The organism is Thauera aromatica, from assembly GCF_023093595.1.
GTDB lineage: Bacteria > Pseudomonadota > Gammaproteobacteria > Burkholderiales > Rhodocyclaceae > Thauera > Thauera aromatica_A.
Genome location: NZ_JALLIK010000106.1, coordinates 34,572 through 60,107 on the forward strand (window position 1 = coordinate 34,572; position 25,536 = coordinate 60,107).

Annotated in this window: 24 protein-coding genes; 7 read left to right on the plus strand and 17 right to left on the minus strand. The window is 67.9% G+C overall.

The window, feature by feature from the left end; all coding sequences use genetic code 11:
* Window positions 1-53 precede the first annotated feature (53 nt).
* Window positions 54-635, plus strand: coding sequence for a ubiquinone biosynthesis accessory factor UbiJ (locus MXC99_RS12075; protein ID WP_247725694.1), 582 nt, complete (start codon window positions 54-56; stop codon window positions 633-635).
* Between the two features lie 185 nt (window positions 636-820).
* Here the strand turns inward: MXC99_RS12075 and MXC99_RS12080 are convergent, their stop codons facing one another.
* From MXC99_RS12080 to MXC99_RS12120, 9 genes are all read right to left on the minus strand, one after another.
* On the minus strand, window positions 821-1,246 hold the full coding sequence (locus tag MXC99_RS12080; protein ID WP_107219535.1) for a F0F1 ATP synthase subunit epsilon: 426 nt from the start codon (window positions 1,244-1,246) through the stop codon (window positions 821-823).
* 53 nt (window positions 1,247-1,299) lie between these two features.
* Window positions 1,300-2,700 (minus strand): F0F1 ATP synthase subunit beta, encoded by a 1,401-nt coding sequence (gene atpD / locus MXC99_RS12085; RefSeq protein WP_075146691.1) that lies wholly within the window; start codon window positions 2,698-2,700, stop codon window positions 1,300-1,302.
* A 26-nt stretch (window positions 2,701-2,726) separates the two neighbouring features.
* Window positions 2,727-3,596 carry a F0F1 ATP synthase subunit gamma gene (gene atpG, locus MXC99_RS12090; RefSeq protein ID WP_247725695.1) on the minus strand — a complete coding sequence of 290 codons (870 nt, stop codon included), beginning with the start codon at window positions 3,594-3,596 and terminating at the stop codon, window positions 2,727-2,729.
* A gap of 21 nt (window positions 3,597-3,617) precedes the next feature.
* The gene (atpA, locus tag MXC99_RS12095; RefSeq protein ID WP_075146689.1) at window positions 3,618-5,156 is read right to left on the minus strand and encodes a F0F1 ATP synthase subunit alpha; all 1,539 of its coding nucleotides are present in this window, start codon (window positions 5,154-5,156) and stop codon (window positions 3,618-3,620) included.
* 12 nt (window positions 5,157-5,168) lie between these two features.
* A complete protein-coding gene (locus MXC99_RS12100; protein WP_247725696.1) occupies window positions 5,169-5,702 on the minus strand; it encodes a F0F1 ATP synthase subunit delta in 534 nt (177 codons plus the stop codon).
* A 3-nt stretch (window positions 5,703-5,705) separates the two neighbouring features.
* On the minus strand, window positions 5,706-6,179 hold the full coding sequence (locus MXC99_RS12105) for a F0F1 ATP synthase subunit B (protein ID WP_075146687.1): 474 nt from the start codon (window positions 6,177-6,179) through the stop codon (window positions 5,706-5,708).
* A gap of 47 nt (window positions 6,180-6,226) precedes the next feature.
* Complete coding sequence (gene atpE / locus MXC99_RS12110; protein ID WP_002925444.1) at window positions 6,227-6,472, minus strand: F0F1 ATP synthase subunit C; 246 nt, start codon at window positions 6,470-6,472, stop codon at window positions 6,227-6,229.
* Between the two features lie 65 nt (window positions 6,473-6,537).
* Entirely contained in the window at window positions 6,538-7,383 is an 846-nt protein-coding gene (gene atpB, locus MXC99_RS12115) for a F0F1 ATP synthase subunit A (RefSeq protein ID WP_075146686.1), read from the minus strand.
* A 2-nt stretch (window positions 7,384-7,385) separates the two neighbouring features.
* Window positions 7,386-7,727, minus strand: coding sequence for an ATP synthase subunit I (locus tag MXC99_RS12120; protein WP_247725697.1), 342 nt, complete (start codon window positions 7,725-7,727; stop codon window positions 7,386-7,388).
* A gap of 267 nt (window positions 7,728-7,994) precedes the next feature.
* Between MXC99_RS12120 and MXC99_RS12125 the strand changes: the two genes are divergently transcribed.
* Window positions 7,995-9,308 carry an MFS transporter gene (locus MXC99_RS12125; RefSeq protein ID WP_247725698.1) on the plus strand — a complete coding sequence of 438 codons (1,314 nt, stop codon included), beginning with the start codon at window positions 7,995-7,997 and terminating at the stop codon, window positions 9,306-9,308.
* Window positions 9,309-9,327: 19 nt separating this feature from the next.
* On the opposite strand, the gene MXC99_RS12130 is transcribed toward MXC99_RS12125, so the two are convergent.
* From MXC99_RS12130 to mnmG, 4 genes are all read right to left on the minus strand, one after another.
* The gene (locus tag MXC99_RS12130) at window positions 9,328-10,179 is read right to left on the minus strand and encodes a ParB/RepB/Spo0J family partition protein (RefSeq protein WP_247725699.1); all 852 of its coding nucleotides are present in this window, start codon (window positions 10,177-10,179) and stop codon (window positions 9,328-9,330) included.
* Between the two features lie 14 nt (window positions 10,180-10,193).
* Window positions 10,194-10,964, minus strand: a complete 771-nt coding sequence (locus MXC99_RS12135; RefSeq protein WP_247725700.1) for a ParA family protein — start codon at window positions 10,962-10,964, stop codon at window positions 10,194-10,196.
* A gap of 114 nt (window positions 10,965-11,078) precedes the next feature.
* On the minus strand, window positions 11,079-11,735 hold the full coding sequence (gene rsmG, locus MXC99_RS12140; RefSeq protein WP_247725701.1) for a 16S rRNA (guanine(527)-N(7))-methyltransferase RsmG: 657 nt from the start codon (window positions 11,733-11,735) through the stop codon (window positions 11,079-11,081).
* A gap of 79 nt (window positions 11,736-11,814) precedes the next feature.
* Window positions 11,815-13,746, minus strand: coding sequence for a tRNA uridine-5-carboxymethylaminomethyl(34) synthesis enzyme MnmG (mnmG, locus tag MXC99_RS12145; protein WP_247725799.1), 1,932 nt, complete (start codon window positions 13,744-13,746; stop codon window positions 11,815-11,817).
* Between the two features lie 372 nt (window positions 13,747-14,118).
* Between mnmG and MXC99_RS12150 the strand changes: the two genes are divergently transcribed.
* Window positions 14,119-15,333 (plus strand): MFS transporter, encoded by a 1,215-nt coding sequence (locus tag MXC99_RS12150; RefSeq protein WP_247725702.1) that lies wholly within the window; start codon window positions 14,119-14,121, stop codon window positions 15,331-15,333.
* Window positions 15,334-15,412: 79 nt separating this feature from the next.
* On the opposite strand, the gene MXC99_RS12155 is transcribed toward MXC99_RS12150, so the two are convergent.
* Genes MXC99_RS12155 through MXC99_RS12165 form a run of 3 tightly spaced genes read right to left on the minus strand, consistent with a single transcriptional unit; the run spans window position 15,413 to window position 19,032 of the window.
* Entirely contained in the window at window positions 15,413-16,606 is a 1,194-nt protein-coding gene (locus MXC99_RS12155) for an acyl-CoA dehydrogenase family protein (RefSeq protein WP_247725703.1), read from the minus strand.
* Window positions 16,607-16,617: 11 nt separating this feature from the next.
* Complete coding sequence (locus MXC99_RS12160; RefSeq protein WP_247725704.1) at window positions 16,618-17,889, minus strand: acyl-CoA dehydrogenase family protein; 1,272 nt, start codon at window positions 17,887-17,889, stop codon at window positions 16,618-16,620.
* A 48-nt stretch (window positions 17,890-17,937) separates the two neighbouring features.
* Window positions 17,938-19,032: a substrate-binding domain-containing protein gene (locus tag MXC99_RS12165; protein WP_247725705.1), complete on the minus strand. Its 1,095-nt coding sequence runs from the start codon at window positions 19,030-19,032 to the stop codon at window positions 17,938-17,940.
* Between the two features lie 383 nt (window positions 19,033-19,415).
* On the opposite strand from MXC99_RS12165, the gene fdhD reads away from it, so the two are divergent.
* The 4 genes from fdhD to MXC99_RS12185 are packed head-to-tail and all read left to right on the plus strand — an operon-like array spanning window position 19,416 to window position 24,618.
* Entirely contained in the window at window positions 19,416-20,237 is an 822-nt protein-coding gene (gene fdhD, locus MXC99_RS12170; RefSeq protein WP_247725706.1) for a formate dehydrogenase accessory sulfurtransferase FdhD, read from the plus strand.
* Between the two features lie 15 nt (window positions 20,238-20,252).
* Window positions 20,253-23,006, plus strand: a complete 2,754-nt coding sequence (locus MXC99_RS12175) for a molybdopterin-dependent oxidoreductase (RefSeq protein ID WP_247725707.1) — start codon at window positions 20,253-20,255, stop codon at window positions 23,004-23,006.
* Window positions 23,003-23,650, plus strand: coding sequence for a 4Fe-4S dicluster domain-containing protein (locus tag MXC99_RS12180; RefSeq protein ID WP_247725708.1), 648 nt, complete (start codon window positions 23,003-23,005; stop codon window positions 23,648-23,650). Before MXC99_RS12175 ends, MXC99_RS12180 begins: the two co-directional genes overlap by 4 nt.
* On the plus strand, window positions 23,647-24,618 hold the full coding sequence (locus MXC99_RS12185; RefSeq protein WP_247725709.1) for a DmsC/YnfH family molybdoenzyme membrane anchor subunit: 972 nt from the start codon (window positions 23,647-23,649) through the stop codon (window positions 24,616-24,618). The genes MXC99_RS12180 and MXC99_RS12185 overlap by 4 nt, the downstream gene beginning before the upstream one ends.
* Here MXC99_RS12185 and paaX read toward each other — a convergent pair.
* Entirely contained in the window at window positions 24,552-25,514 is a 963-nt protein-coding gene (gene paaX / locus MXC99_RS12190; RefSeq protein WP_247725710.1) for a phenylacetic acid degradation operon negative regulatory protein PaaX, read from the minus strand. The two genes, MXC99_RS12185 and paaX, sit on opposite strands and share 67 nt — an antisense overlap.
* Window positions 25,515-25,536: the final 22 nt, after the last annotated feature.

Sequence of the window (25,536 nt, forward strand, 5' to 3'; positions counted from 1 at the left end):
ACGCCACCGTCCCCCCAGGAGGCCGCCGCGCCTCCTTTTTTCTGCCCGATACCATGCTGTCCAGCCTCTTCCTGTCCGCTACCAACCATCTCCTGGCCCAGTCCGGCTGGGCGCGGGCGCGCCTGCGTCCGCATGCCGGTCGCAGCGCACGCCTGGTCCTCGCCCCCTTCGCCGAAATCCGCTTTTCGGTCAGCGCGGACGGCCATCTTGCCGACCACACGAGCGAAGAGGCGCCCGAAGTCAGCCTGCACCTGGCGGTCGCCGAGTTGCCCCGGCTACTGGTCGATGGCCTGGAAACGGCGATGCGCCATGTGCGCATCGAAGGCAACGCGGAATTCGCCGAAGCCCTCGGCTTCGTATTCCGTCACCTGCGCTGGGACGCCGAGGAAGACCTGGCGCGCATTTTCGGCGACATCGCCGCCCATCGCATGGTCGAGGGCGGGCAGCGGGTCGTCGGCGAAGCGCAGCGTGCAATGGCGCGCGCGTCGGGCAGTCTGGCCGAATATCTCACCGAAGAAGCCCCCCTGCTGGTGTCCCGCCACGCCCTCCCCGCGTTCGCGCAGGAGCTGATCGCCGTGCGCGATGGCGTCGCCCGCCTCGACAAGCGCATCGCCCGGCTCGAAAAATCCGGATGAAGCTCCCGGACGCGAGGACGGCGGGAGCGAACCCTGCCCTCCCCGCCCCTTTCGCGCACGGGAGCCGTTCTTCCGCTCGCGGCGCCCATTTCAAGCACCGGTGGCAAAAACGGCGGACAACAAAAAAGCAGCCCGGCGAGCTGCTTTTTTGTTGTTGCCACCCCGCTGCGTAGCGGAGCGTGCGCTCAGTGGCCGCGCTTGCGCAGACGCTGGATCGCCGCAAGCTGGGCCACCGCTTCCATGAGCTCGGCCTGGGCCTTGGCATAATCCAGGCGTGCGCTCTGGTTGGCCATGGCCTCCTCGGCCTTGCGCTTGGCTTCGAGCGCCTTCGCTTCGTCCAGATCCTTGCCCCGGATCGCGGTGTCGGCAAGCACCGTCACCAGACCCGGCTGCACTTCCAGCAGGCCACCGGCGACGAAGACGAGTTCTTCCTCGGTCGCGTTCTGGGCACGCACACGCACCACCCCCGGCTTGATCCGGGTCATCAGCGGCATGTGGCCAGGCAGGATGCCGAGTTCGCCCGCCTCACCAGGGAGGGCGACGAATTCGGCCAGCCCGGAGAAGATCTGCTCTTCCGCACTGACGATGTCGACATGAACCGTCATAGCCATAGTGTTTCCTTTTCAAAACCGCGCGGCGCCGAGGCGCCGCGCGGGCGGGCGGATTACTGGAGCTTCTTCGCCTTCTCGATGGCCTCGTCGATGCTGCCGACCATGTAGAAAGCCTGTTCCGGCAGATTGTCGAGCTCGCCGCTGACGATCATCTTGAAGCCCTTGATGGTGTCCTTGAGCGAGACGTACTTGCCAGGCGAACCGGTAAACACTTCGGCGACGTGGAACGGCTGCGACAGGAAGCGCTGGATCTTGCGCGCGCGGGCGACGGCGAGCTTGTCGTCGGGCGACAGTTCGTCCATGCCCAGAATCGCGATGATGTCGCGCAGTTCCTTGTACTTCTGCAGGGTCATCTGCACCTGACGCGCAACCCCGTAGTGCTCTTCGCCGACGACCAGCGGATCGAGCTGGCGGCTGGTGGAGTCGAGCGGGTCGACGGCCGGGTAGATACCCAGCGCGGCGATGTCGCGCGACAGCACGACGGTGGAGTCGAGGTGGAGGAAGGTGGTCGCCGGCGACGGGTCGGTCAAGTCGTCTGCGGGCACATACACGGCCTGGATCGAGGTAATCGAACCCACCTTGGTCGAGGTGATGCGCTCCTGCAGACGGCCCATTTCTTCCGCCAGGGTCGGCTGGTAGCCCACCGCGGACGGCATCCGGCCGAGCAGCGCGGACACTTCGGTACCGGCCAGGGTGTAGCGGTAGATGTTGTCCACGAAGAACAGGATGTCGCGGCCTTCGTCGCGGAAGCGCTCGGCCATGGTGAGGCCGGTCAGCGCCACGCGCAGGCGGTTGCCCGGGGGTTCGTTCATCTGACCGAACACCATCGCGACCTTGTCGAGAACGTTGGAGTCCTTCATCTCGTGGTAGAAGTCGTTCCCTTCACGGGTCCGCTCGCCAACCCCGGCGAACACCGACAGGCCCGAGTGCTGCTTGGCGATGTTGTTGATCAGCTCCATCATGTTGACGGTCTTGCCCACGCCGGCGCCGCCAAACAGGCCGACCTTGCCGCCCTTGGCGAACGGGCAGATCAGGTCGATGACCTTGATCCCGGTCTCGAGCAGCTCGACCGAAGGCGAGAGCTCGTCGAACTTCGGCGCCTTCTGGTGGATCGCGCGCAGTTCGTCGGTCTCGATCGGACCGGCGTCGTCGATCGGGCGACCGAGCACGTCCATGATCCGGCCCAGCGTCCCCATGCCGACCGGCACCGAGATCTGCTTGCCGGTATTGGCAACCTTCATGCCGCGGCGCAGGCCGTCGGAAGAACCCATCGCAATCGTACGCACCACACCGTCGCCGAGCTGCTGCTGAACCTCGAAGGTCAGATTTGCTTCGGCGAAGGAGTCGGCCACGTCCTCGAGCTTCAGGGCGTCATACACCTTGGGCATCGAGTCGCGCGGGAACTGGATGTCCACCACCGCGCCGATGCACTGAACGATCGTACCTTGACTCATCGTCGTTTCCTTAATTCAATAATCCGTTACACCGCGGCGGCGCCGCCGACGATTTCCGACAGCTCCTTGGTGATCGCGGCCTGGCGGGTCTTGTTGTAGACCAGCTGCAGTTCGCCAATCACGTTCTTGGCATTGTCGGAAGCGGCCTTCATTGCCACCATGCGCGCGCTCTGCTCGGATGCCATGTTCTCGGCCACCGCCTGATACACCAGGGCCTCTACGTAGCGCACCAGCAACTCGTCGATGACGACCTGCGGATCCGGCTCGTAGAGGTAGTCCCACGACGTCTCGGGCGTGCCCAGCTTCTCGCCGGACAGCGGCAGCAGCTGCTCGAGCACCGGCTCCTGCTTCATCGTGTTGATGAAGCGGGTGTAAGCCACATAAACCGCGTCGAGCTCGTCGTTCTGGAACGCGTCGAGCATCACCTTGACCGGACCGATCAGCTTTTCCAGGTGGGGCGTGTCACCGAGCTGGGTGACGTTCGACACCACCTTGGCGCCCATGCGCTGCATGAAGCCCAGACCCTTGTTGCCGATGCAGCAGGCCCGGATCTCGGTCACGCCCGAGGACTCCCAGTCCTTCATGGCGGTCAGCGCGACACGCTGGACGTTGGTGTTGAGACCCCCACACAGACCCTTGTCGGTGGTCACCAGGATCAGCCCCACCCGTTTCACCTGGTCCTTGCGGACCAGGAAGGGGTGCTTGTAGTCGGTCACATTGGCCTGGGACAGGTTCGCGGCGAGGCGGCGGATTTTGTCGGCGAAGGGGCGGGCAGACCGCATCCGGTCCTGCGCCTTGCGCATCTTGGATGCGGCCACCATCTCCATGGCCTTGGTGATCTTGCGCGTGTTCTGCACGCTCTTGATCTTGGTACGGATTTCCTTACCGCTAGCCATATTCCGTCTCCGTCCGCGGCCTTAGGCCCAGCTCTTCTTGAACTCGGCGATCGCGGCCGCCAGAGCCTTCTCGCCATCGGCGTCGAGCTCCTTCTTGTCCAGGATCGAAGAGATGAGCGCAGCCTGCTTGGTCTTGACGAACTGCAGCATGGCGGCTTCGAAGGGCAGCACGCGGGCGACCTCGACGTCGTCGAAGTAGCCGTTGTTCACCGCGTACAGGACGATGGCCATTTCGGCGATCGACATCGGCGAGTACTGCGCCTGCTTCATCAGCTCGGTGACGCGGCGGCCGCGCTCGAGCTGCTTGCGGGTGGCATCGTCGAGGTCGGAAGCGAACTGGGCGAAGGCGGCGAGCTCGCGGTACTGCGCGAGGTCGGTACGGATGCCGCCGGACAGCTTCTTGATGACCTTGGTCTGGGCCGCACCACCGACGCGCGACACCGAGATACCGGCGTTGATCGCGGGACGGATGCCGGCGTTGAAGAGGTCGGTCTCGAGGAAGATCTGGCCGTCGGTAATCGAGATGACGTTGGTCGGCACGAACGCGGAGACGTCGCCGGCCTGGGTCTCGATGATCGGCAGCGCGGTCAGCGAGCCGGTCTTGCCCTTGACTTCGCCGTTGGTGAACTTCTCGACGTAGTCGGCATTGACGCGCGCGGCGCGCTCGAGCAGACGGGAGTGCAGGTAGAACACGTCGCCCGGGTAGGCTTCACGGCCCGGCGGACGGCGCAGCAGCAGGGAGACCTGGCGGTAGGCCCAGGCCTGCTTGGTCAGATCGTCATAAACGATGAGGGCGTCCTGGCCGCGGTCGCGGAAGTACTCGCCCATCGTGCACCCGGCGTAGGCGGCCAGGTACTGCATCGCGGCCGACTCGGAGGCGGTGGCGGCGACGACGATGGTGTATTCCAGGGCGCCGTTCTCTTCCAGCTTGCGCACCACGTTGGCCACGGTCGAAGCCTTCTGACCGATCGCCACGTAGACGCAGAACATGTTCTGGCCTTTCTGGTTGATGATCGCGTCGACCGCAACCGCGGTCTTGCCGGTCTGGCGGTCGCCGATGATCAGCTCGCGCTGGCCGCGGCCGATCGGCACCATCGAGTCGACCGACTTCAGGCCGGTCTGCACCGGCTGCGAGACGGACTGGCGGGCGATGACGCCGGGCGCGACCTTCTCGATCTTGTCGGTGAGCTTGGCATTGATCGGGCCCTTGCCGTCGATCGGCTGACCCAGGGCGTTGACCACGCGGCCGATCAGCTCGGGGCCGACCGGGACTTCGAGGATGCGGCCGGTGGCCTTGACCGTGTCGCCTTCGGTGATGTGCTCGTATTCGCCGAGCACGACCGCGCCCACGGAATCGCGCTCGAGGTTGAGCGCCATGCCGTAGGTGTTGCCGGGGAATTCCAGCATTTCGCCCTGCATCACATCGGTGAGGCCGTGGATACGGGTGATGCCGTCGGTGACGGAGACCACCGTGCCCTCGTTGCGCGACGTGGCGGCGAGCTGCAGGTTCTGGATCCGGCTCTTAATCAGGTCACTGATTTCAGAGGGGTTGAGTTGCATGTATGTATGCTCCTAGTTCTTTAGCGCAGCGGCCATGTTCGCGAGCTTGCCGCGGACCGAGGCGTCGATGACTTCGTCGCCGACAGCGATGCGGACCCCACCGATCAGTTCGGGGTCGATGCTGACCGTGACGTTGATGACGACCTTGAAGCGGGCTTCGAGGTCGGCCTTCAACGCGGCCAGCGCGGCATCGTCGAGCGGGAAGGCAGAGGCGATTTTCGCCTCCAGGACGCCTTCGTGTTCGTTCTTGAGTGCAACGAACAGGTCACGGATCTCCGGAAGCACCTGCAGACGTTCGTTCTCCACGAGGACGCGGATGAAGTTCTGCTGTTCGGCGTTCAGATCGCCAGCGACGTCCACCATCAGCTTGTAGAGCTGATCGGCGGACAGCTTCGGATCGTTGAAACACGCCTGCATGGTGGAGTCGGCCGCCACGAGGGCGAGCCGATCCAGCACTTCCGACCAAGGCCCCAGCGCATTCGCCCCACGAGCCAGCGCGAAGGCGGCATCGGCATAGGGACGCGCGATGGTGACGTTCTCGGCCATGACTTATTGCAATTCCTGTTTCAGGTTGGCAAGCAGCTCGGCGTGCACCTGGGTGTTGATCTCGCGGCGCAGGATTTTTTCCGCGCCGGCAACAGCCAGATGGGCGACCTGGTCGCGCAAGGCTTCCTTGGCGCGCTGCGCGGCGACGCCGGCTTCGGCTTCGGCGGCTTCACGCGCGGCGGCGATGATGCGGTTGGCTTCGGCGCGAGCCTCGTCGATCAGCTGGCTCGCCTGCTTTTCAGCGGAGGTACGCACATCACCCGCGGATTCGCGGGCCTTGCGCAGTTCCTCGACGACCTTCTTCTCGGCGAGCGCCAGGTCGGCCTTGGCCTTGTCCGCAGCTTCCAGCCCGTCGGCGATTTTCTTCGCACGCTCGTCCAGTGCCTTCACGATGGGCGGCCACACGAATTTCATCGTGAACCACGCCAGAATGAAGAACACAACGAGCTGGGCTATCAGAGTTGCGTTCAAATTCACGGTTCTTGGCCCTCAGGTTGGTTCAATAAAGGATGAACTCGAACCGATCAGAGCTGGAACGGGTTGGCGAAGGCGAACATCATGGCGATACCGACGCCGATCAGGAACGCGGCGTCGATCAGGCCGGCGAGCAGGAACATCTTGGTCTGCAGCGCGTTCATCAGTTCGGGCTGACGGGCGGAAGCTTCGAGGTACTTGGAACCCATGATGCCGATACCGATACAAGCACCGATCGCACCCAGACCGATGATCAGACCGGCAGCCAGAGCAACAAAACCCAGAACGTTTTCCATGACAACTCCTTAATGGGGAAGGTGAGTTTAAAAACCAGGTACTGCTTTGAAGGTGAAACCGAAACTTAGTGACTTTCGTGCGCCTGACCGACGTACACCAGGGTCAGCATCATGAAGATGAAGGCCTGCAGGGTGATGATCAGGATGTGGAAGATCGCCCAGACGGTGCCCGCAACAACATGACCGACGAAGCCGAACACGGTGGCGGTGCCGCCGAGCAGGGCGATCAGGATGAACACGAGCTCACCGGCATACATGTTGCCGAACAGTCGCATGCCGTGGGAAACGGTCTTGGCGACGAACTCGATGATCTGCATCGCGAAGTTGACCGGGTAGAGCAGCGGATGGCTGCCGAACGGCGCGGTGAAGAGCTCATGCACCCAGCCGCTGACGCCCTTGATCTTGACGTTGTAATAGAGGCAGAGGAGCAGCACGCCGATCGACAAGCCCAGCGCGGCGGACAGGTCGGCAGTGGCGACGACGCGCATGTAGGCGTGCGCCGGATCGCCGCCACCGGCGGCATAGACCCCTTCCCAGATGCGCGGCAGCAGATCGACCGGCAGCAGGTCCATCGCGTTCATCAGGAAGATCCAGACGAAGACGGTCAGGGCGAGCGGAGCGACGAACTTGCGCGACTCGGCACTATGAACGATGCCCTTCGCCTGATCGGCGACCATTTCCACGAGCATCTCGATGAAGCCCTGGAAACGCCCGGGCACGCCCGAGGTGGCGCGGCGTGCGGCAAGCCACAGCAGGAAAACGGTCAACAGACCGAGGGCGACCGAATAGAACATCGAATCGATGTTGATCACACTCCAGTCCACGATGTTTTCTTGCGCGTGACCGGTGTTGTTGAGGTGCGTCAGGTGGTGAACGACGTACTCGGATGCGGTGGGAGCGTTTCCAGCCATGGTCAGGTCTTTACCAAAAATGCAAATAAATTCGCTTTCAGCGCCAGTATCAGCCCGATCAGCAGCGCGCCCCAATGGACGTCCGGATAGAGCGCCAATACCAGCCCAAGTAATCCCACGATCGAGGCGAGCTTGACGAGCTCACCGGCGACGAAAGCCGCCACGGAGGCGGTGCCTTTGCGCCGCGTCATCGCCGTCAGCCGCCAGGCAAAGAACCAGCTCGGCAGCACACAGGCCAGCCCGCCGGCCGCGGCAGACAGCGCGCCGCGCGACCCGAAAAAAACGGCCGCGATGGCCGTTGCCAGAAGGGTTGCGCCGAGCTGCAGCAGAACTGCCTTGTGCATCCTTTCCTCGCCGGCGAGCCGCAACACACCGCGACCGCCCAAAAATCCCGTCAATACTAGGGGTTAACCGTAGCAAAGTCAAACCCGGGCGGGAGCAGGGACATAAAAGTCTTATCTCATATATAAGATGCAGGTGGCGGCCGATATTGACAGCCGCCGGACCCGCCCACCACCATCCGTGCCGTCCTTGCAGCGGACTCGGCCGGACCCCGCCGCGCACCTCCCCCGCGGGCTCCGCTGCACCACGACTTCCACCGGAGGGCCACATTGAGCCACCAGTTCGCGCTGCTCGGACGGCGCCGCTTCCTGCCGTTTTTCCTCACCCAGTTCCTCGGCGCGTTCAACGACAACGTCTACAAGAACGCGCTCGTGGTGCTACTCACCTTCCACGCCGCCCGCTACACCACGCTCGCCCCGGGAGTGCTGGTGAATCTGTGCGCGGGTCTGTTCATCCTGCCCTTCTTCCTGTTCTCCGCCACCGCCGGCCAGATCGCCGACAAGTTCGAGAAGAGCCGGCTGATCCGCCTCACCAAGCTACTCGAAATCGCGGTGATGGCGCTCGCCAGCGCGGCCTTCGCCCTCGGATCGCTCGCGCCGATGCTGCTCTGCCTGTTCTTGATGGGCGCCCAGTCCGCCCTCTTCGGCCCGGTCAAGTACGCCATCCTGCCGCAGCACCTGCGCGAGGACGAGCTCGTCGGCGGCAACGCCCTGGTCGAGTCGGGCACCTTCGTCGCCATCCTCGCCGGCACCCTGACCGGGGGCGTGCTGATCGCCCTGCCGCAAGGCATGGCCTGGGTGTCGGCCGTCGTCATCGCGCTCGCCGTGCTCGGCTATGCCGCCAGCCGCCACATCCCTGCAGCCGCGCCGGCCGCGCCCGGCCTGCGGATCAACTGGAATCCGCTCACCGAGACCTGGCGCAACTTCCACTTCACCCGCGGCAATCGCACCGTTTTCCTGTCGATCGTCGGGGTGTCGTGGTTCTGGTTCTACGGCGCGGTGTTCCTGTCGCAGTTCCCCGCCTATGCCAAGGACACGCTCGGCGGCGACGAGCATGCGGTGGTCCTGCTCCTCACGCTGTTCTCGATCGGCATCGGCATCGGCTCCCTGCTGTGCGAGCGCCTGTCGGGCGGGCGCATCGAACTCGGCCTCGTGCCTTTCGGCTCGATCGGCCTGTCGCTGTTCGCCCTCGACCTGTGGTGGAGCAGCCCGGCGCCGGGTGCAGCGGCGGCGGCGCTGACGATCGGGGAAGTGCTCGCCCGCGGCGAAAACTGGCGGGCGCTCGCCGACCTGGTCGCGATCGGCATGTTCGGCGGCTTCTACATCGTGCCGCTGTATGCCCTGATCCAGCGCCGCAGCGAACCCGCCCACCGCTCGCGCGTGATCGCCGGCAACAACATCCTCAACGCCTTCTTCATGGTGATCGCAGCAGCGATGGGTGCCGGGCTGCTCGCCGCCGGGGCCAGCGTTCCCCAGCTCTTTCTCGTCACCGCGCTGCTCAACCTCGCGCTCGCCGCCTACCTCTACACCCAGGTGCCGGAGTTCGTGCAGCGCTTCGCCGTCTGGCTGCGCCGCCTGCGCTGAGGCGAAAGCGTGGCTCCCCTCAGCGCAGGCGGCCGAGCAGGCCGTCGAGCTGGTCGAGGCTGGCGAAGCGGATCGTCACTTCGCCCGCCCCCTTCTTGTTGGCCTTGATCTTCACCATGGCGCCGATCGAGTCGGCGATCTCCTCCTCGAGTCGCAGCAGGTCGCGGTCGGGCTGGGGCGCAGGCTTTTTCTGGCGCGGATTGAGGACCTGCTGCACCAGGCGCTCGGTATCGCGCACCGACAGCTGGCGGGCGGCGACCTGGTTGGCGAGCTGGATCTGGCTGGCACCGTCGAGCGGCAGCAACGCGCGCGCGTGCCCCATGTCGATGTCGCCGGCCATCAGCAGCTCCTGCACCGGCCGCGCGAGGTTGAGCAGGCGCAGCAGGTTGGACGCCGCCGGACGCGAGCGGCCGACCGCGTCGGCGGCCTGCTGGTGGGTCATCGCGAACTCGTCGATCAGGCGCTGGATGCCGCCGGCCTCCTCGAGCGGGTTGAGGTCCTCGCGCTGGATGTTCTCGATCAGCGACATCGCCAGCGCGGCCTCGTCCGGGATCTCGCGCACCAGACAGGGCACCTCGGCCAGGCCGGCGATCTGCGCCGCGCGCCAGCGCCGTTCGCCGGCAATGATCTCGTAGGTATCGTCGTCCACCGGGCGCACCAGGATCGGCTGCATCACCCCCTGGAGCTTGATCGAGGCTGCCAGCTCCTCCAGCGAGCCCGGGTCCATCCGGGTGCGCGGCTGGTAGCGGCCGGGCTGCAGGGCGATCGTCGGCAAGGACTGCAGCGCACCCTTTTCGGCCTCGTCTTCGTGGTTGGCTGCGAGCAGCGCATCGAGTCCGCGGCCGAGGCCCTTGAGTCTGGGTTTGTTCATGGTCTTGTCCGGCTTCAGAAGGTTTTCGCGCGCTCGATCATCTCGTGGGCGAAAGCCATGTAGGCCTGCGCCCCCTTCGACGCCTTGTCGAACACCACGCCGGGCATGCCGTGGCTGGGCGCTTCGGCCAGGCGCACGTTGCGCGGCACGATGGCGCGGAACACCTTGTCGCCGAAGTGGCTTTCGAGCTGGGCCGAGACCTGCTGCTGCAGGGTCACCCGGGGGTCGAACATCACCCGCAGCAGGCCGATGATCTTGAGCTCGCGGTTGAGGTTGGCGTGCACCTTCTTGATCGTGTTGACCAGATCGGACAGCCCCTCCAGCGCGTAATACTCGCACTGCATCGGAATGATGACGCCATGGGCGCAGCACAGGCCGTTGAGGGTCAGCATCGACAGCGACGGCGGGCAGTCGATGAGGACGAAGTCGTAGTCGTCGTGGAAGGCGGCGAGCGCATTGCGCAGGCGTTTTTCACGCTGCTCGAGGTTGACCAGCTCGACTTCGGCGCCGGCAAGGTCGCGGTTGGCCGGGAGCACGTCGTAGCCCCCCGAAGGCGAGCTCACCCGTGCGCCGGCAAGATCGACCAGGCCGACCAACAGCGGGTAGACCGAATCCTTCAGGCTGCGCTTGTCGATCCCGCTGCCCATCGTCGCGTTGCCCTGCGGATCGAGATCGATCAGCAGGGTGCGCTGGCCGGCACGGTGGAGGGCGGCGGCGAGGTTGACGCAGGTGGTGGTCTTGCCCACCCCGCCCTTCTGGTTGGCGACACAGAAAATCTTGGCCATGGTCGATTCAGGCTATTCCGTTGGCAAGGGTTGGACGGCGGCCGCGAAACCCGCAGCGGATGTCGATAGCACGGCCTTCGCGGGGTGCCGCGGCACGATCGCTTCCGCCCCCCATCATGGCGCGCGGCGGATGACCAGCAGATGACGCTCGGCACCGAGCCCGGGCACGTCCAGCGGATGGATCGCGCTCACCGTCCAGCCCGCAGGCAGGGCGGCGATCTCGGCGTCCGGGCGCAGCCCCTTCATTGCGTACAGCGCGCCGCCCTCGGCAACGAGGTGGCCGGAGAGGGCGACGAAATCGGCCAGGCTGGAGAACGCGCGCGAGATCACCCCGTCGGCCGCGCCGCCGGGCAGCGCATCGCCCCGCACCTGCTCGACGCGCCGGTGGAGCACGCCGAAGTTGCCCAGGCCGAGCTCGATCTTCGCCTGCTGCTGGAAGCTCGCCTTCTTGCCCACGGCCTCGATCGAGGTCACGACCAGGCCGGGGCGCACGATCGCCAGCACCACGCCGGGCAGCCCGCCGCCGGAGCCGATGTCGGCGAGCCGATTCACCGCCGCCAGGTGCGGCAGCACCGCAAGCGCGTCGAGCAGGTGGTGGGTGACGAGCTCCTGCGGACTGCGGATCGCGGTGAGGTTGTAGACCCTGTTCCACTTCAGCAGCAGCTCGCCGAAAGCGAGCAGGCGGTCGACGGTTTCCTGCGCCAGCACGAGGCCGAGTCCGGCGATGCCCTCGGCGAGCTGGGCGGCATGGGGCACGAGACGTCCGCTCACGGGACGACCCTCCGGTCGCTACGCGACCCCCTCCACCGGGACGGTGAGCGCTTCCCTTCGCACGGCCGTGCGGGCGCGCTCATGCCGCAGGCCTCCGCGCCGGGGGCGCTTTTTCTGCCGCGCCGGCGCGCGCCGCCAGCTCGCGGCGCTTGAGCCACACCAGCAGCAGCGAGATCGCCGCCGGCGTCACCCCCTGGATCCGGCTCGCCTGGCCGATGGTCTCCGGCTTGTGCTGGTCGAGCTTTTGCTGCACTTCCTTCGACAGCCCGCGCACCTGGGCATAGTCGAGGTCGGCCGGCAGACGGGTGGCCTCGGCCCCGGCCTGCCTCGCCACTTCATCCTGCTGGCGGTCGATGTAGCCCTGGTACTTGGCGGCGATCTCGATCTGCTCGATCACCTGCGGGTCGGTCTCGGGCGCATCCGGCGCGCCGGGCAGGCTCATCAGCGCGGCGTAGGTAGTCTGCGGCCGGCGCAGCAGCTCGAAGTAGCGCTGCTCGCGCTCGAGCGCCTTGCCCAGCACGCGCTCCTGATCGGCCGCCGGAATCGCCTCCGGTCGCGCCCAGGCGGCCTTCAGCTGCGCGCTGCCGCGCTCGATCGCTTCGCGCTTGGCGCAGAACGCCGCCCAGCGCGCGTCGTCCACCAGGCCCAGTTCGCGCCCCTTCGCAGTCAGGCGCAGGTCGGCGTTGTCCTCGCGCAGGCTCAGGCGGTACTCGGCACGCGAGGTGAACATGCGGTAGGGCTCGGCCACGCCGCGGGTGATCAGGTCGTCCACCAGCACGCCGAGGTAGGCCTCGTCGCGGCGCGGGCACCACGGCGCGCGCCCCTGCGCCTGGAGCGCGGCGTTGGCGCCGGCGAGCAGGCCCTGCGCGGCCGCTTCCTCGTAGCCGGTGGTGCCGTTGATCTGGCCGGCGAAGAACAGCCCGGCGATCGACTTCGTCTCCAGGCTGGACTTGAGGTTGCGCGGGTCGAAGTAGTCGTACTCGATGGCGTAGCCGGGGCGCAGGATGTGGGCGTTCTCCAGCCCGCGCATCGAGCGCACGAGCGCGAGCTGGACGTCGAAGGGGAGCGAGGTGGAAATCCCGTTGGGGTAGATCTCGTGGGTTTCCAGCCCTTCCGGCTCGAGGAAGATGTTGTGGCTGTCACGGTCGGCGAAGCGGTGGATCTTGTCCTCGATCGACGGGCAGTAGCGCGGCCCCACCCCCTCGATCACGCCCGAGTACATCGGCGAGCGGTCGAGGTTGGCGCGGATGATGTCGTGGGTGCGCGCGTTGGTCTGCGTCATCCAGCACGGCAGCTGGCGCGGATGCTGGCCGGGGTGGCCGAGGAAGCTGAACACCGGCACCGGGTCGTCGCCCGGCTGCACCGTCATCACCGAAAAGTCGATCGTGCGCGCATCCAGGCGCGGCGGGGTGCCGGTCTTCAGCCGCCCCTGCGGCAGCGCGAGTTCCTTCAGGCGCGCGCCGAGCGAACTCGCCGGCGGATCGCCGGCGCGCCCCGCCGGGTAGTGTTCGAGGCCGACATGGATCAGGCCGTTGAGGAAGGTGCCCGCGGTCAGCACCACCGCCTGCGCCTCGAAGCGCAAGCCGATCTGGGTCACCACCCCGGTGACGCGGTCGCCGACCACGGTGAGGTCGTCCACCGCCTGCTGGAACAGCCACAGGTTCGGCTGGTTCTCCAGCCGGCGCCGGATCGCCGCCTTGTACAGCACGCGGTCGGCCTGGGCGCGGGTGGCGCGCACCGCCGGCCCCTTGGAGGCGTTGAGGATGCGGAACTGGATCCCGCCCTCGTCGGTGGCGGCGGCCATCGCGCCGCCCAACGCATCGACCTCCTTCACCAGGTGGCCCTTGCCGATGCCGCCGATCGAGGGGTTGCAGCTCATCGCGCCGAGGGTCTCGAGGTTGTGGGTGAGCAGCAGCGTGGCCGCCCCCATGCGCGCCGCGGCGAGCGCGGCCTCGGTCCCGGCGTGACCGCCGCCGACCACGATGACGTCGAAACGGGTGGGGTAGAGCATCATGCGCGCCGCGCCGGAAAGCTGGTGGAGAAGGGGCGCGATTCTACGCCGAAGCGCGCCCGAAGCCTAGTCCGCAAGCCCCGTGTTTCACGAAATAATCATGCTGAAACATTGGTTTATCTTTGCCTTGCGGAATCCGTGAGAGGCCCTATGGACGGCTGCCGGGGCCGTATCGGCGCCCGTGCCGGCCGCGGGCGGGAGCGGCACGGCGGTTCCGCCCGGCGCTTGCGTACCGGCCACGCCCGCACGCGCGGCGCGGCTCGCTGCCCTGGTCTGCAACCGGGACCCGCCGGGGCTATCCCGCGGCGCGCCCGCCCTCTATAGTGCGGGCCGAAACTTCAATCCCGATCGCGGCTCCGGATGCCCTCCCCAATGTTCCGTTCGCTCGACTCCCGTGACGTCCTCCTGACCACCCTCGCCGCGGCCGGCATCCTGCTGGTGACGATGGGCGCGCGCCAGTCGATGGGCCTCTTCGTCGGCCCGCTCAACACCGCCACCGGGCTCGGGATCGCCACCATCAGCCTGGCGATGGCGGTGGCCCAGTTCGTCTGGGGGGCGATCCAGCCGGTGGCGGGCGCCGTCGCCGACCGCTACGGCGCCCGCCCGGTGCTGGTCGGCGCGCTGCTGCTGCTCGCGCTCGGCAGCGCGATCACCCCGTTCATGGACTCCACCTCCGGCCTCGTGCTGACGATCGGGCTGCTGACGGCGGTGGGTTCCGGTGCGGCCAGCTTCTCGGTGCTGATCGGCGCCGCCGCACAGCGCATTCCGCTCGAAGCGCGCGGCACCGCCTCGGGGGTGATCAACGCCGGCGGCTCCTTCGGCCAGTTCCTGTTCGCCCCGATCCTGCAGAAGCTGATCCAGAGCGTGGGCTGGATGGGGGCGATGTGGGCGATGGCGCTGATGACGCTGGCCGCGCTGCCGCTGATCGGCCGCCTGACGCGCGCGGGCGCGCCCCCGGTGGTGCACGCCGAGGCCGACCACGGCGTGCTGCAGGCGATCGGCGTCGCGCTCAAGGACCGCAGCTACCGCCTGCTGCACCTGGGTTTTTTCACCTGCGGCTTCCACATCGCCTTCCTCGTCACCCACCTGCCGGGCGAAGTCGAGCTGTGCGGCCTGCCGCCCACGGTGGCGAGCTGGTCGCTGGCGATCATCGGCCTGGCCAACATCGCCGGCAGCCTCTACGCCGGGGCCTGCGTGTCGCGCTACCGCAGCAAGCACATCCTCGCCGCGATGTACGCCTCGCGCGCGCTGCTGGTCGCCGCCTACCTGATGATGCCGCGCACCGAATGGACCTTCTACCTGTTCGCCGCCGGCCTCGGCTTCACCTGGCTGGCGACGGTGCCGCCGACCGCGGCGATCGTCGGCAAGCTGTTCGGCGTGCGCTACCTGGGCACCCTGTTCGGCCTCACCCTGCTGTCGCACCAGATCGGCGGCTTCCTCGGCGCCTGGCTCGGCGGCCTGGCGCTCGTCGAGTTCGGCGACTTCCGCTGGATGTGGTACGCCGACATCGCGCTCGCGGGCATGGCCGCACTGGTCAACCTGCCGATCCGCGAAGCGAAGGTGACGCGCCGCCTGGCGCCGGCCTGAGCGCCACCCCGTTCGCGCGCCACCCCCTTTCCCGAATCCCCTTTTCCGATTCCCTCCCCGCGCCCGCCGGCGGCCTTGCTCAGGCCGCGAGCAGGCGGGCGAAGCGTGCGAGGTGGTCCTGGGTCGAGCCGAAGCGCTTCTCGATCGCGAACAGGCAGCGGAAGCAGTGCGCGATGTCGAGCTCCTCGGTCATCCCCATTCCGCCGTGGAGCTGGACCGCCTGCTCGCCGACGAAGCAGCAGGCCTCGCCCACCACCACCTTGGCCGCGGACATCGCCCGCGCCCGCTCCGCCGCCGTCCCGGCGCCCGCGCGCGCAGCGGCGAGGTAGGCCATCGAACGCGCCTGCTCGAGGTGGATCCGCATGTCCGCGATGCGGTGCTGCAGGACCTGGAAGGTGGCGATCGGCGCGCCGAACTGGGTGCGCGTGCGGGTGTATTCGACGGTCGCCTCAAGGCTGCGCTCGAGCACCCCGACCGCCTCCCCGCACACCGCCGCCAACCCGGTGTCGAGCACCGCGAGCAGGGCTTCGGCGGCATCACCCTCACCGCGCCCCTCGCCCTCACTTTCGCCCTCACTTTCGCCCTCACTTTCGCCCTCACCTTCTCCGAGACGGGCCGACGCGGGCAGGTAGACCTGTTCGAGGAACACGTCCGCCGCCCCGCCGCCATCGACCGTCGGATAGGCCGCCAGGCGCAGGCCGGGGGTCTCACGCCCGAGAGCGAACAGCGCCGCCCCGCCGCCGTCGGTACACGCCGACACCAGCAGCAGATCGGCGCGCGCGCCGTGCTCGACCGCCGTCTTGCGACCCTCGAGCAGGTAGCCGGCGCCGACCCGGGTCGCGCGCGTCGACAGCGCCAGGGCATCGCCGCGGGTGCCGCGCTCGTCATGGGCGAAGGCGGCGATCAGCGTGCCCGCCGCCATCGGCCGCAGCCAGCGGCGGCGCTGGGCGGGGGAGCCGAGGCGGACGATCGCCTCCGTGGCCAGCACCGCGCTCGCCAGATAGGGCTCGGCGAACAGGCCCTTGCCGAAGGCGGACATCACCAGCAAGGTGTCGACCGCGCCGCCACCCACGCCGCCGTCTTCCTCCGGCACCCGCAGCGCGAGCAACCCCAGTTCGGCCAGCGTGCGCCAGAGGCCGGCCTCCCGTGCGCCACGCTCGCCGCCGGCGCCGCCCAGGATCGCGCGCCGGGTGTCGAAGCCGTACTCGCGGGCGATGAAGCGCGCCGCGGTGTCGCGCAGCAGCAACTGTTCGTCGGTGAAGGAAAAGTCCATCGCCTCGCTCCTTACAGGCCCAGCATGCTGCGGGCGATGATGTTGCGCTGGATCTCGTTCGAGCCGCCGTAGATCGACAGCTTGCGCATGTTCAGGTACTGCGAGGTCGGGGTGCGCGCGTGGACCGGCAGCGGGCAGTCGCCCGCGTAGCCGGCCGCCATCGCCTCGCGGTCGTAGGGCAGCGCCTGCAGGCCGAGGGCCTCGGTCATCAGGGCGAAGATCTCCTGCTGGATCTCGCTGCCGCGGATCTTCAGGATCGAAGCTTCCACTCCCGGCGCGCGCTGCTCGGCCTCGGCCGAGAGCACGCGCAGGTTGGTGATCTCGAGCGCGATCAGTTCGATTTCGACGCGCGCGACGCGGGCGGCGAACAGCGGCGCCTCGAGCAGCGGACGGCCGTCGCAGGTCTCACTGCGGGCGAGACGCTTCAGCCGCGCCAGTTCGCGGCGGGCGATGCCGATCCCGGCGATGTTGCTGCGCTCGTGGCCGAGGAGGAACTTGGCGTAGGTCCAGCCGCGGTTTTCCTCGCCGACAAGGTTGACCACCGGCACGCGGACGCCTTCCAGCCACACCTCGTTGACCTCGTGGGCGCCGTCGAGGGTGCGGATCGGGCGCACGCGGATGCCGGGCGAGCGCATGTCGATGAGCAGGAAGGAGATCCCGCGCTGGGGCTTGGCCGCAGGGTCGGTGCGCACCAGGCAGAACATCCAGTCGGCGTAGTGGGCGAAGGTGGTCCAGGTCTTCTGCCCATCGACCACGTAATGCGCCCCGTCGCGCACCGCCCGCGTCCGCAGCGCGGCGAGGTCGGAGCCGGCGCCCGGTTCGGAATAGCCCTGGCACCACCACGCCTCGCCCGCCAGGATCGGCGGCAGGAAGCGCTGCTGCTGCGCCGCGCTGCCGAACGCCATCAACACCGGCGCCACCATTTTCAGCCCGAACGGCACCAGCCGCGGCGCGCCGGCTTCGGCGCAGGCGTCGTCGAACAGGTACTGCCGCACCGGGTCCCAGCCGGTGCCGCCGAACGCGACCGGCCACGACGGCCCGCCCCAGCCGCGCGCATGGAGCACGCGCTGCCAGGCGAGATAGTCTTCGCGCTCGAGGTAGATGCCGTTGAGCACTTTGTGGCGCACGGCGGCGGGTAGGTGATCGCGCAGGAAGCTGCGCACTTCGTCGCGGAACGCCCGTTCTTCGGCAGTGAAATCCAGGTCCATCGTCATCCCTTCGCTACGGTCGGCCGGCTGCACGGGGGAGGCATTCCCGCCCGCCCCCTCGCCGATCCGGCTCATCACAGGCCCTCGGCGCCGGCTCGCCGTCAACTGGCCATCGAACAAGCCTCATGCCGCCCCCCGCCGCGCGAACCGCCACCACGGCAGCACCCGGCTCATCGACAGCACCGCACCGCTCGACATCGGCGCATAGCCGGGCAGGGCGGCGAGGCGGCGCTGCCAGGCGGGGGTCGCGAGCAGGGCGAGCAGGGCGCGGGTGGCGGGCTGATCGAGGCTGCTCTTGAGGCAGGCGAGATAGTAGTTCTCCTCGGCCAGGGGGACGAAGCCCAGGCCGCGCGCACGCGCGCTGGCTTCGATGCCGAGGCCGGCATCGGCGTCGCCGCTCGCCACCGCCTGGGCGATCGCGGCATGCGAAGGTTCCTCGCGGCCATAGCCTGGCACCACCGCAGGATCGATCCCGGCTTCGGCGAGCAGCTCGTCGAGCAGCACCCGGGTGCCGGTGCCCCGCACCCGGTTGATGAAGCGCGCCTCGCGCACGGCCAGATCGGCGAGCGAATGCAGGCCGAGCGGATTGCCCGGCGCCACGATCAGCCCCTGGGTGCGCCGCGCGAAGCCGATCAGCTTGTGCTGGCCGGGGCGCAGCAGCGGTTTGTAGGTGCGCCGCGACAGCGAGTCGGGCGCAGGCGCGAGCCGGGTGTGGAAGCCCGCCATCGTGCACCGCCCTTCGTTGAGCGCGCGGATCGCATCGACGCTGCCGGTGAAGCGGATGTCCAGGTGCAGGCGCTCGCTGCGCGCGTGCTCGCGCAGCGCGGCAAGCGCCTCGTCGTGGCTGGCATAGAAGGTCAGCACGTGCGCCGAATCGTCGAAGGCCACCGCGAAGGCGCGTTCGAGGTCGGCGCGCAGGGCCTCGATCTGCGGCAGCAGCCGTGCCTGAGCCTGGCGCTCGGCCCACAGCAGCTTGGCGCCGAACTCGCTCAAGCGCGCCGCCTGCCCCTTCTCCCACAGGATCAGGGGCTGGCCGAGCTCGCTTTCCCAGCGTTTGAGCTCACCCCAGACGTGGCGGTAGGACAGCCCCAGCGTACGCGCCGCGGCCGAGATCGAACCCTGCTCGCGCACCGCCTGCAGCAGATCGAGCAGGGGATTGCGGATCGGCGCGGTGCCGGCGCTGCCGCCGAGGACGTAATTCAGTCTGACTCTGTGCATGTTTCCGGCTCATCACCGCCCTGCAGCCCTCCGCAGGACTGCGCGCAGGGTACCGCATTCCGGCCGTCATCGACGCTGCGCCAAGCGCGGGCACCGTCCTTGCCGGCGGCTCCGTTGCGGCACAACGAAAATCCATCGAGGCTGAACCGGGGCCCCCGGACGCCTCTGCGGAAGCGTTTTCCTATGCACCGGATTTCATACCGGAAAAGGCGCACACAGACTGAAGTCATGAAAAACCATGAATTCAAGTCAATGAAAAATAATAGATTTTTATGACTTGATACATAAACATTGATTTTAATTTGTTAATTTGTATCATGAAAAAACCGCGCATCAAAAGCGCGAATCGACTTGCAGAAGACGTTTCAAAAACGGAGTTTGCTATGCATACGAGTTCCTATCCGGTCACGGAGACACATGGCCGCTACGGCGTCGAGCGCTGGAGCGGCGGCGACACGGTGCACGCCGAAGACACCGTCGCCGAGGAGACCCCGGTCGCCCTGGTCTACAACGGTTTCTCGCAGGCGGTGATGCTGGCCACGCCGCAGGACCTGGACGATTTCGCCCTCGGCTTCAGCCTCAGCGAAGGCATCATCGAGCGCCCGGGCGAGCTCTACGACATCGACGTCATCGAGCACGGCAGCGGCTGTGAAATCCGCATGCACCTGGCCGGCGAGCGTTTTGCCCACATGCGCACCCGGCGCCGCGCGCTGGCCGGACGCACCGGCTGCGGCCTGTGCGGCATCGAAAGTCTCGAGCAGTTGCTCCAGCGTCCTTGCCCGAACCGGAGCACCGCCGCCACCGCCGTGGCCTCCGACGCGCTGCTGCGCGCGCAATCCGAACTGCACGCCCTGCAGCCCCTGTTCCACCTCACCGGCGCGGTCCATGGCGCGGCCTGGTGCCGACTCGACGGCAGCGTCGCGCTGGTGCGCGAGGACGTTGGCCGCCACAACGCGCTCGACAAGCTGATCGGCGCCATCGCCGCCCAGGGTGGCGGTTTCGGCGACGGCTTCGTGCTCATGACCAGCCGCGCCAGCTACGAGATCGTGCAGAAGGCGGCCGCGGTCGGCATCCCGGTGATCGCCGCGCGCTCGGCGCCCACCGGGATGGCGGTGCGCGTGGCCCAGACCGCCGGGGTGACCCTCGTCGGTTTCGCCCGCGATGCCCGCCACAGCGTCTATTCCCACCCGCAACGGATCCACTGAAACGAGGCCCCTGTGATGACCAGCGAAACCACCCGGACGGTGCGGAACGTTCCCACCTACTGCTACAACTGCGTGGCCGGCCCCGACTTCATGACCGTGAAGGTCGTCGACGGCGTCGCCACCGAGGTCGAGCCCAGCTTCGCCGCCGCCGACGTCCATCCGGCGCGCGGACGGGTGTGCGTCAAAGCGCACGGCCTGGTGCAGAAAACCTACAACCCGCACCGCATCCTGCAGCCGATGAAGCGCACCAATCCGAAGAAGGGGCGCAACGAGGATCCGGGCTTCGTGCCGATCTCGTGGGACGAGGCGCTCGGCATCATGGCCGACAAGCTCAACGCGATCCGCGCCAAGGGCCTGATCGACGAGTCCGGCCTGCCGCGGGTCGCGGCCAGCTTCGGCCACGGCGGCACACCGGCGATGTACATGGGCACCCTCCCCGCCTTCCTCGCCGCCTGGGGGCCGATCGACTTCAGCTTCGGCTCCGGGCAGGGAGTCAAGTGCGTGCATTCCGAGCACCTGTACGGCGAGTTCTGGCATCGTGCATTCACCGTCGCCGCCGACACCCCGCTGACCCGCTACGTGATCTCGATCGGCAGCAACGTCGAAGCTTCCGGCGGTCCGTGCGCGGTCACCCGCCACGCCCAGGCGCGGGTGCGCGGCTACAAGCGTGTGCAGGTCGAACCCCACCTCTCGATCACCGGCGCCTGTTCGGCCGAATGGGTGCCGATCCGCCCCAAGACCGACCCCGCCTTCATGTTCGCCCTGATCCATGTGATGGTGTGCGAACACGGCCTCGCCCGGCTCGACCTGCCCTTCCTGCGCGATCGCACCTCCTCGCCCTACCTGGTGGGGCCGGACGGGCTCTACCTGCGCGACCCGGACAGCGCCAAGCCGCTGATCTGGGACAGCACGCGCGCGCGCGCCGTGCCCTTCGACACGCCGGGTGCGGTGCCGGCGCTGGAGGGCCGCTTCCGCGTCGCCGCGGCGATCAGCGTCGACGCCGACGACAGCCGCCGCCCCCTCGTCGAAGTCGACGGCGTCCCGGCCTTCGTCAAGCTCGTCGAACACATGCGCAAATACAGCCCGGAGTGGGCGGCGCAGGTGTGCGACATCCCGGCCGACACGATCCGCCGCATCGCCGGCGAGTTCCTCGACAACGCCGGCATCGGCGGCACCATCGAGATCGACGGCGCGACCCTGCCGCTGCGCCCGGTGGCGGTGACCCTGGGCAAATCGGTCAACAACGGCTGGGGCGCATTCGAGTGCTGCTGGGCACGCACCGTGCTCGCCACCCTGGTAGGGGCGCTCGAAGTTCCCGGCGGCACGCTCGGCACCACCGTGCGCCTGAACCGCCCGCACGACGACCGCCACCTCAGCGTCGTCGCCGGCGAGGACGGCTTCATGGCGCAGAAGTTCAACCCCACCGACAAGGAACACTGGGTCGCCCAGCCCACCGGGCGCAACGCCCACCGCACCCTGGTGCCGATCGTCGGCAACTCGGCCTGGAGCCAGGCGCTGGGACCGACCCAGCTGGCGTGGATGTTCCAGCGCGAAGTGCCGCAGGACTGGAATCTGCCGACGCCGACGATGCCCGAGATGTGGTTCATCTACCGCTCCAATCCGGCAATCTCGTTCTGGGACACCCAGACCCTGGTGGACACCATCGCCACCTTCCCGTTCACGGTGTCGTTCGCGTACACGATCGACGAGACCAACTTCTTCGCCGACCTGCTGCTGCCCGAGGCCACCGACCTCGAATCGCTGCAGATGATCCGGGTCGGCGGCACCAAGTTCGTCGAGCAGTTCTGGACCGCGCGCGGCGTCGTGCTGCGCCAGCCGGCGGTCGAGCCGCAGGGCGAGACGCGCGACTTCACCTGGATCAGCACCGAACTGGCGCGCCGCACCGGCCTGCTCGAGGCCTACAACAAAGCGCTCAACCGCGGTGCCGGCGGAGTGTCGCCGCTCAAAGGCGAGGGTTACGATTTCAGCCTCGACCCGGCCCGCGAACACGATGTCGACACAATCTGGGACGCCGTCTGCCGCGCCGCCTCGGCCGAGCTTTCCGGCGGACGCGAAACGCTCGACCTGGCCTGGTTCAAGGAACACGGCTTCTACACCGTGCCAATGTCGCAGAAAGCCTGGTATCTGACCCCGACCCTGGCGGAAAAGGGGCTGCGCTACGAGCTGCCCTACCAGGAACGCCTGCTGCGCATCGGCCGCGAGCTCGGCAACCGCCTGCACGAAAACCGGATGCACTGGTGGGACGAACAGCTCTCCGAATACACCGCGCTGCCCGAATGGCACGACGTGCCCGGACGCTGGGAGCAGGCCCTGGTGCGCAGCGGGGCGAAGGCGGAAGACTTCCCGCTGTGGCTGCTGGCGACCAAGAGCATGCAGTACCACACCGGCGGCAACGTCAGCATCGCGCTGATGCGTGAAGTCGCGCAGAACGTGCGCGGCCACGCCGGAGTGATCATGAACGCCGACACGGCCAAGCAGTACGGCATCGCCGACGGCGACCGCGTCGAGATCCGCTCGCATATCGGCGCCACCTACGGCAAGGCGGTGCTGGCAAACGGCATCCGCCCCGACACGTTGGTGATCATCGGCCAGTTCGACCACTGGGCCACTCCCTTCGCCAAGGATTTCGGCATGCCCAGCCTGAACACGATCGCACCGATGTCGATGGAGCTCACCGACGCCACCGGCTCGGGTGCCGACATCGTCCGCGTCGCCATTCGCCGCATCTCCGGGAGGCCAGCGCAATGAGCCGCTATGTGATGACCATCGACCTGCGCCGCTGCGTCGGCTGCCAGACCTGCACCGCCGCGTGCAAGAACACCAACGCCACCCCGCCCGGGGTGCAGTGGCGGCGCGTGCTCGACCTCGAGACCGGGACGTTCCCCGACGTGCGGCGCAGCTTCCTGCCGATGGCCTGCATGCACTGCGAGAACCCGCCGTGCGAGGAAGTGTGCCCGACCCAGGCCACGCAGAAGCGCGGCGACGGCCTGGTCGCCATCGACTACGACGTCTGCATCGGCTGTGCGAACTGCATCATGGCCTGCCCCTACGAGGCGCGCTCGATCGTGCACGAAGCGCGCTTCGCCTACGGCGACCAGCCGATCGCCTCGGAAGCGGTGCGCTTCGATCCGGCACGCATCTCGGTGGCAACCAAATGCACTTTCTGCAAGGACCGCATCGACGAGGCCGCGCGCAGCGGACGCATTCCGGGCCGTGACCCGGAGGTCACTCCGGCCTGCGTCAACTCGTGCATCTCCGGGGCGATGGCCTTCGGCGACATCGACGACCCCGACAGCGCGGTCAGCCGGCTGCTCGCCGAAACACAGCATTTCCGCATGCACGAGGAGCTCGGCACCGGGCCCAGCGTGTATTACATCTGGGATCAGGCATGAAACACGTTCAGCAAAGACCCGCCGGCCATCTGGCGCCCCGCCGGCAGCAAAACTGGGACTGGCGCGCCGCGGGCAACTTCGTCTGCGGGGGGGCGGGCGGCGGCCTGCTGTTCCTGGCCGCGCTCGCCCACCTCGCCGGCGCCGAAGTGCGCCATCTGATCGGTGCCGGCCTGCTGCTGGTGGGCACCGGACTGTTCTGCGTATGGCTCGAAATCGGCCGCCCATGGCGCGCGCTCAACGTCTTCCGTCACCTGCGCACCTCGTGGATGACGCGCGAAGCTTCGGTGGCGCCGCTGCTCTTCATTTCCGGCGCGCTCGCCGTCGCCGGCCTCCATCCGGCGCTGCCGGTGCTCGCCGGGCTGTGCGGGCTGGCCTTTCTCTACAGCCAGGCGCGCATTCTGGCTGCAGACAAAGGCATCCCGGCCTGGCGCCATCCGCGCTGCGCGGCCGTGGTGGTGGCCACCGGTCTCGCCGAAGGCGCCGGCCTGCTCGCCCTCGCCGCGCCAGTCCTGCCTGCACGCCTGCTGCCGGCGGCCGCGCTCGTCCTGATCCTCGCCCTGCTCGCCCGCCTGTGGCTGTGGAAGCGTTATCTCGCCGGCCTCGAGGCCGACGGCGCCCCGCTCGGCAGCCTGCAGGCGCTGAGCGCGATCGAGCGCCGCTTCGTGCTGTTCGGCCATCTCGTGCCGGCCGCTTCCGCCATCGCGGCGGCGATCGGGGTACCAGGGGCGACGGCCGCCTGCATCCTCGCCGGACTGATGGCGGTCGGCGGCGGCTGGTTGTTCAAGTACACCCTGGTCCGGCGTGCCGCATTCACCCAGGGAATCGCCCTCAAACACCTGCCGGTACGCGGCCGCGGTACGCCCGGACCGGCAGTCAAACCGGGCTGGAGCGGGGCGTCTCGCTACGGCGCGGCGACGATCCCGGTCACGTCGTCGGCCATGTCGCCGAGGCCGCCGAAGCGCCGGTAAAAGTCCGGCGAAGGGGGCGGCAGCGGCCCGCTCGGCGTCTCACACAACGCCAGCAGGTGCTGCTGGGCGAGACGGTAGGTCAGCCGGTACAGGGACTGGCACAGGTTGCGCGCCAGCGCGCCGCTCCATTTGTTCGGCGTCATCTGCGCCGGCAGTTGCGGATCGTGCAGCAGGACACGCCGGAACTCGTGCATCAGCAGGGTCTGGACCAGGAAGCATTGTTCGGGATCGAGGCTGCGGGCGGCGCTGAGGGTGCGCAGCACGGGGCGAAAGCGCGCGATGAATTCATCGTAGGTGGCGCCGATCGCCTCCAGATCCCAGCATTCCCGGGCCAGATCCTTGAGCGGCAGGCCGGTCAGCGCGTCGAGGCTGTGGGCGTCGAGCGGCACCACCTTGTCGCGCGTGCCGGTGCCGTCGAGGATTTCCATCAGGGTCGCCGAATCGGACGAGGGACGGACAAGCACGCCCGGCGCCACCGCACCGTACCCCGCCCACGACAGTTCCCGGCGCAAGGCATCGCGCAGGCGCACGGACAGGGTCGCGGGCAGGATCACGACCTGCCACCGGCCGTCCCACTCCACGCAGCGCACGTCGTAGATCCGCCGCGAGGCATGCTCGGCGCGGCGCAGGCCGGACGGGGTCAGACGGTAATAGCTGCGCCGCCCGATCTGTTCGGACGCCAGCCAGTCGTCCTGCACCAGCCGGTACACGCTGGTCCTGACCACGCGCTCGTTCAGCCCCAGCGGCTCGACCAGGCGGATGAAGTCGCTGAGCCAGACGCCGCCCCCGTGCGCGGCGATCAGATCCCCGTAGACGGTGATGATCAGCGAATTGGCGCTGACGCGGCGCTCGCTCAGGTAGTCGTTGATCCAGCGATCGATGACGCGGCTTTTCATCCAGTTGTCCGTTGAGTGGGCA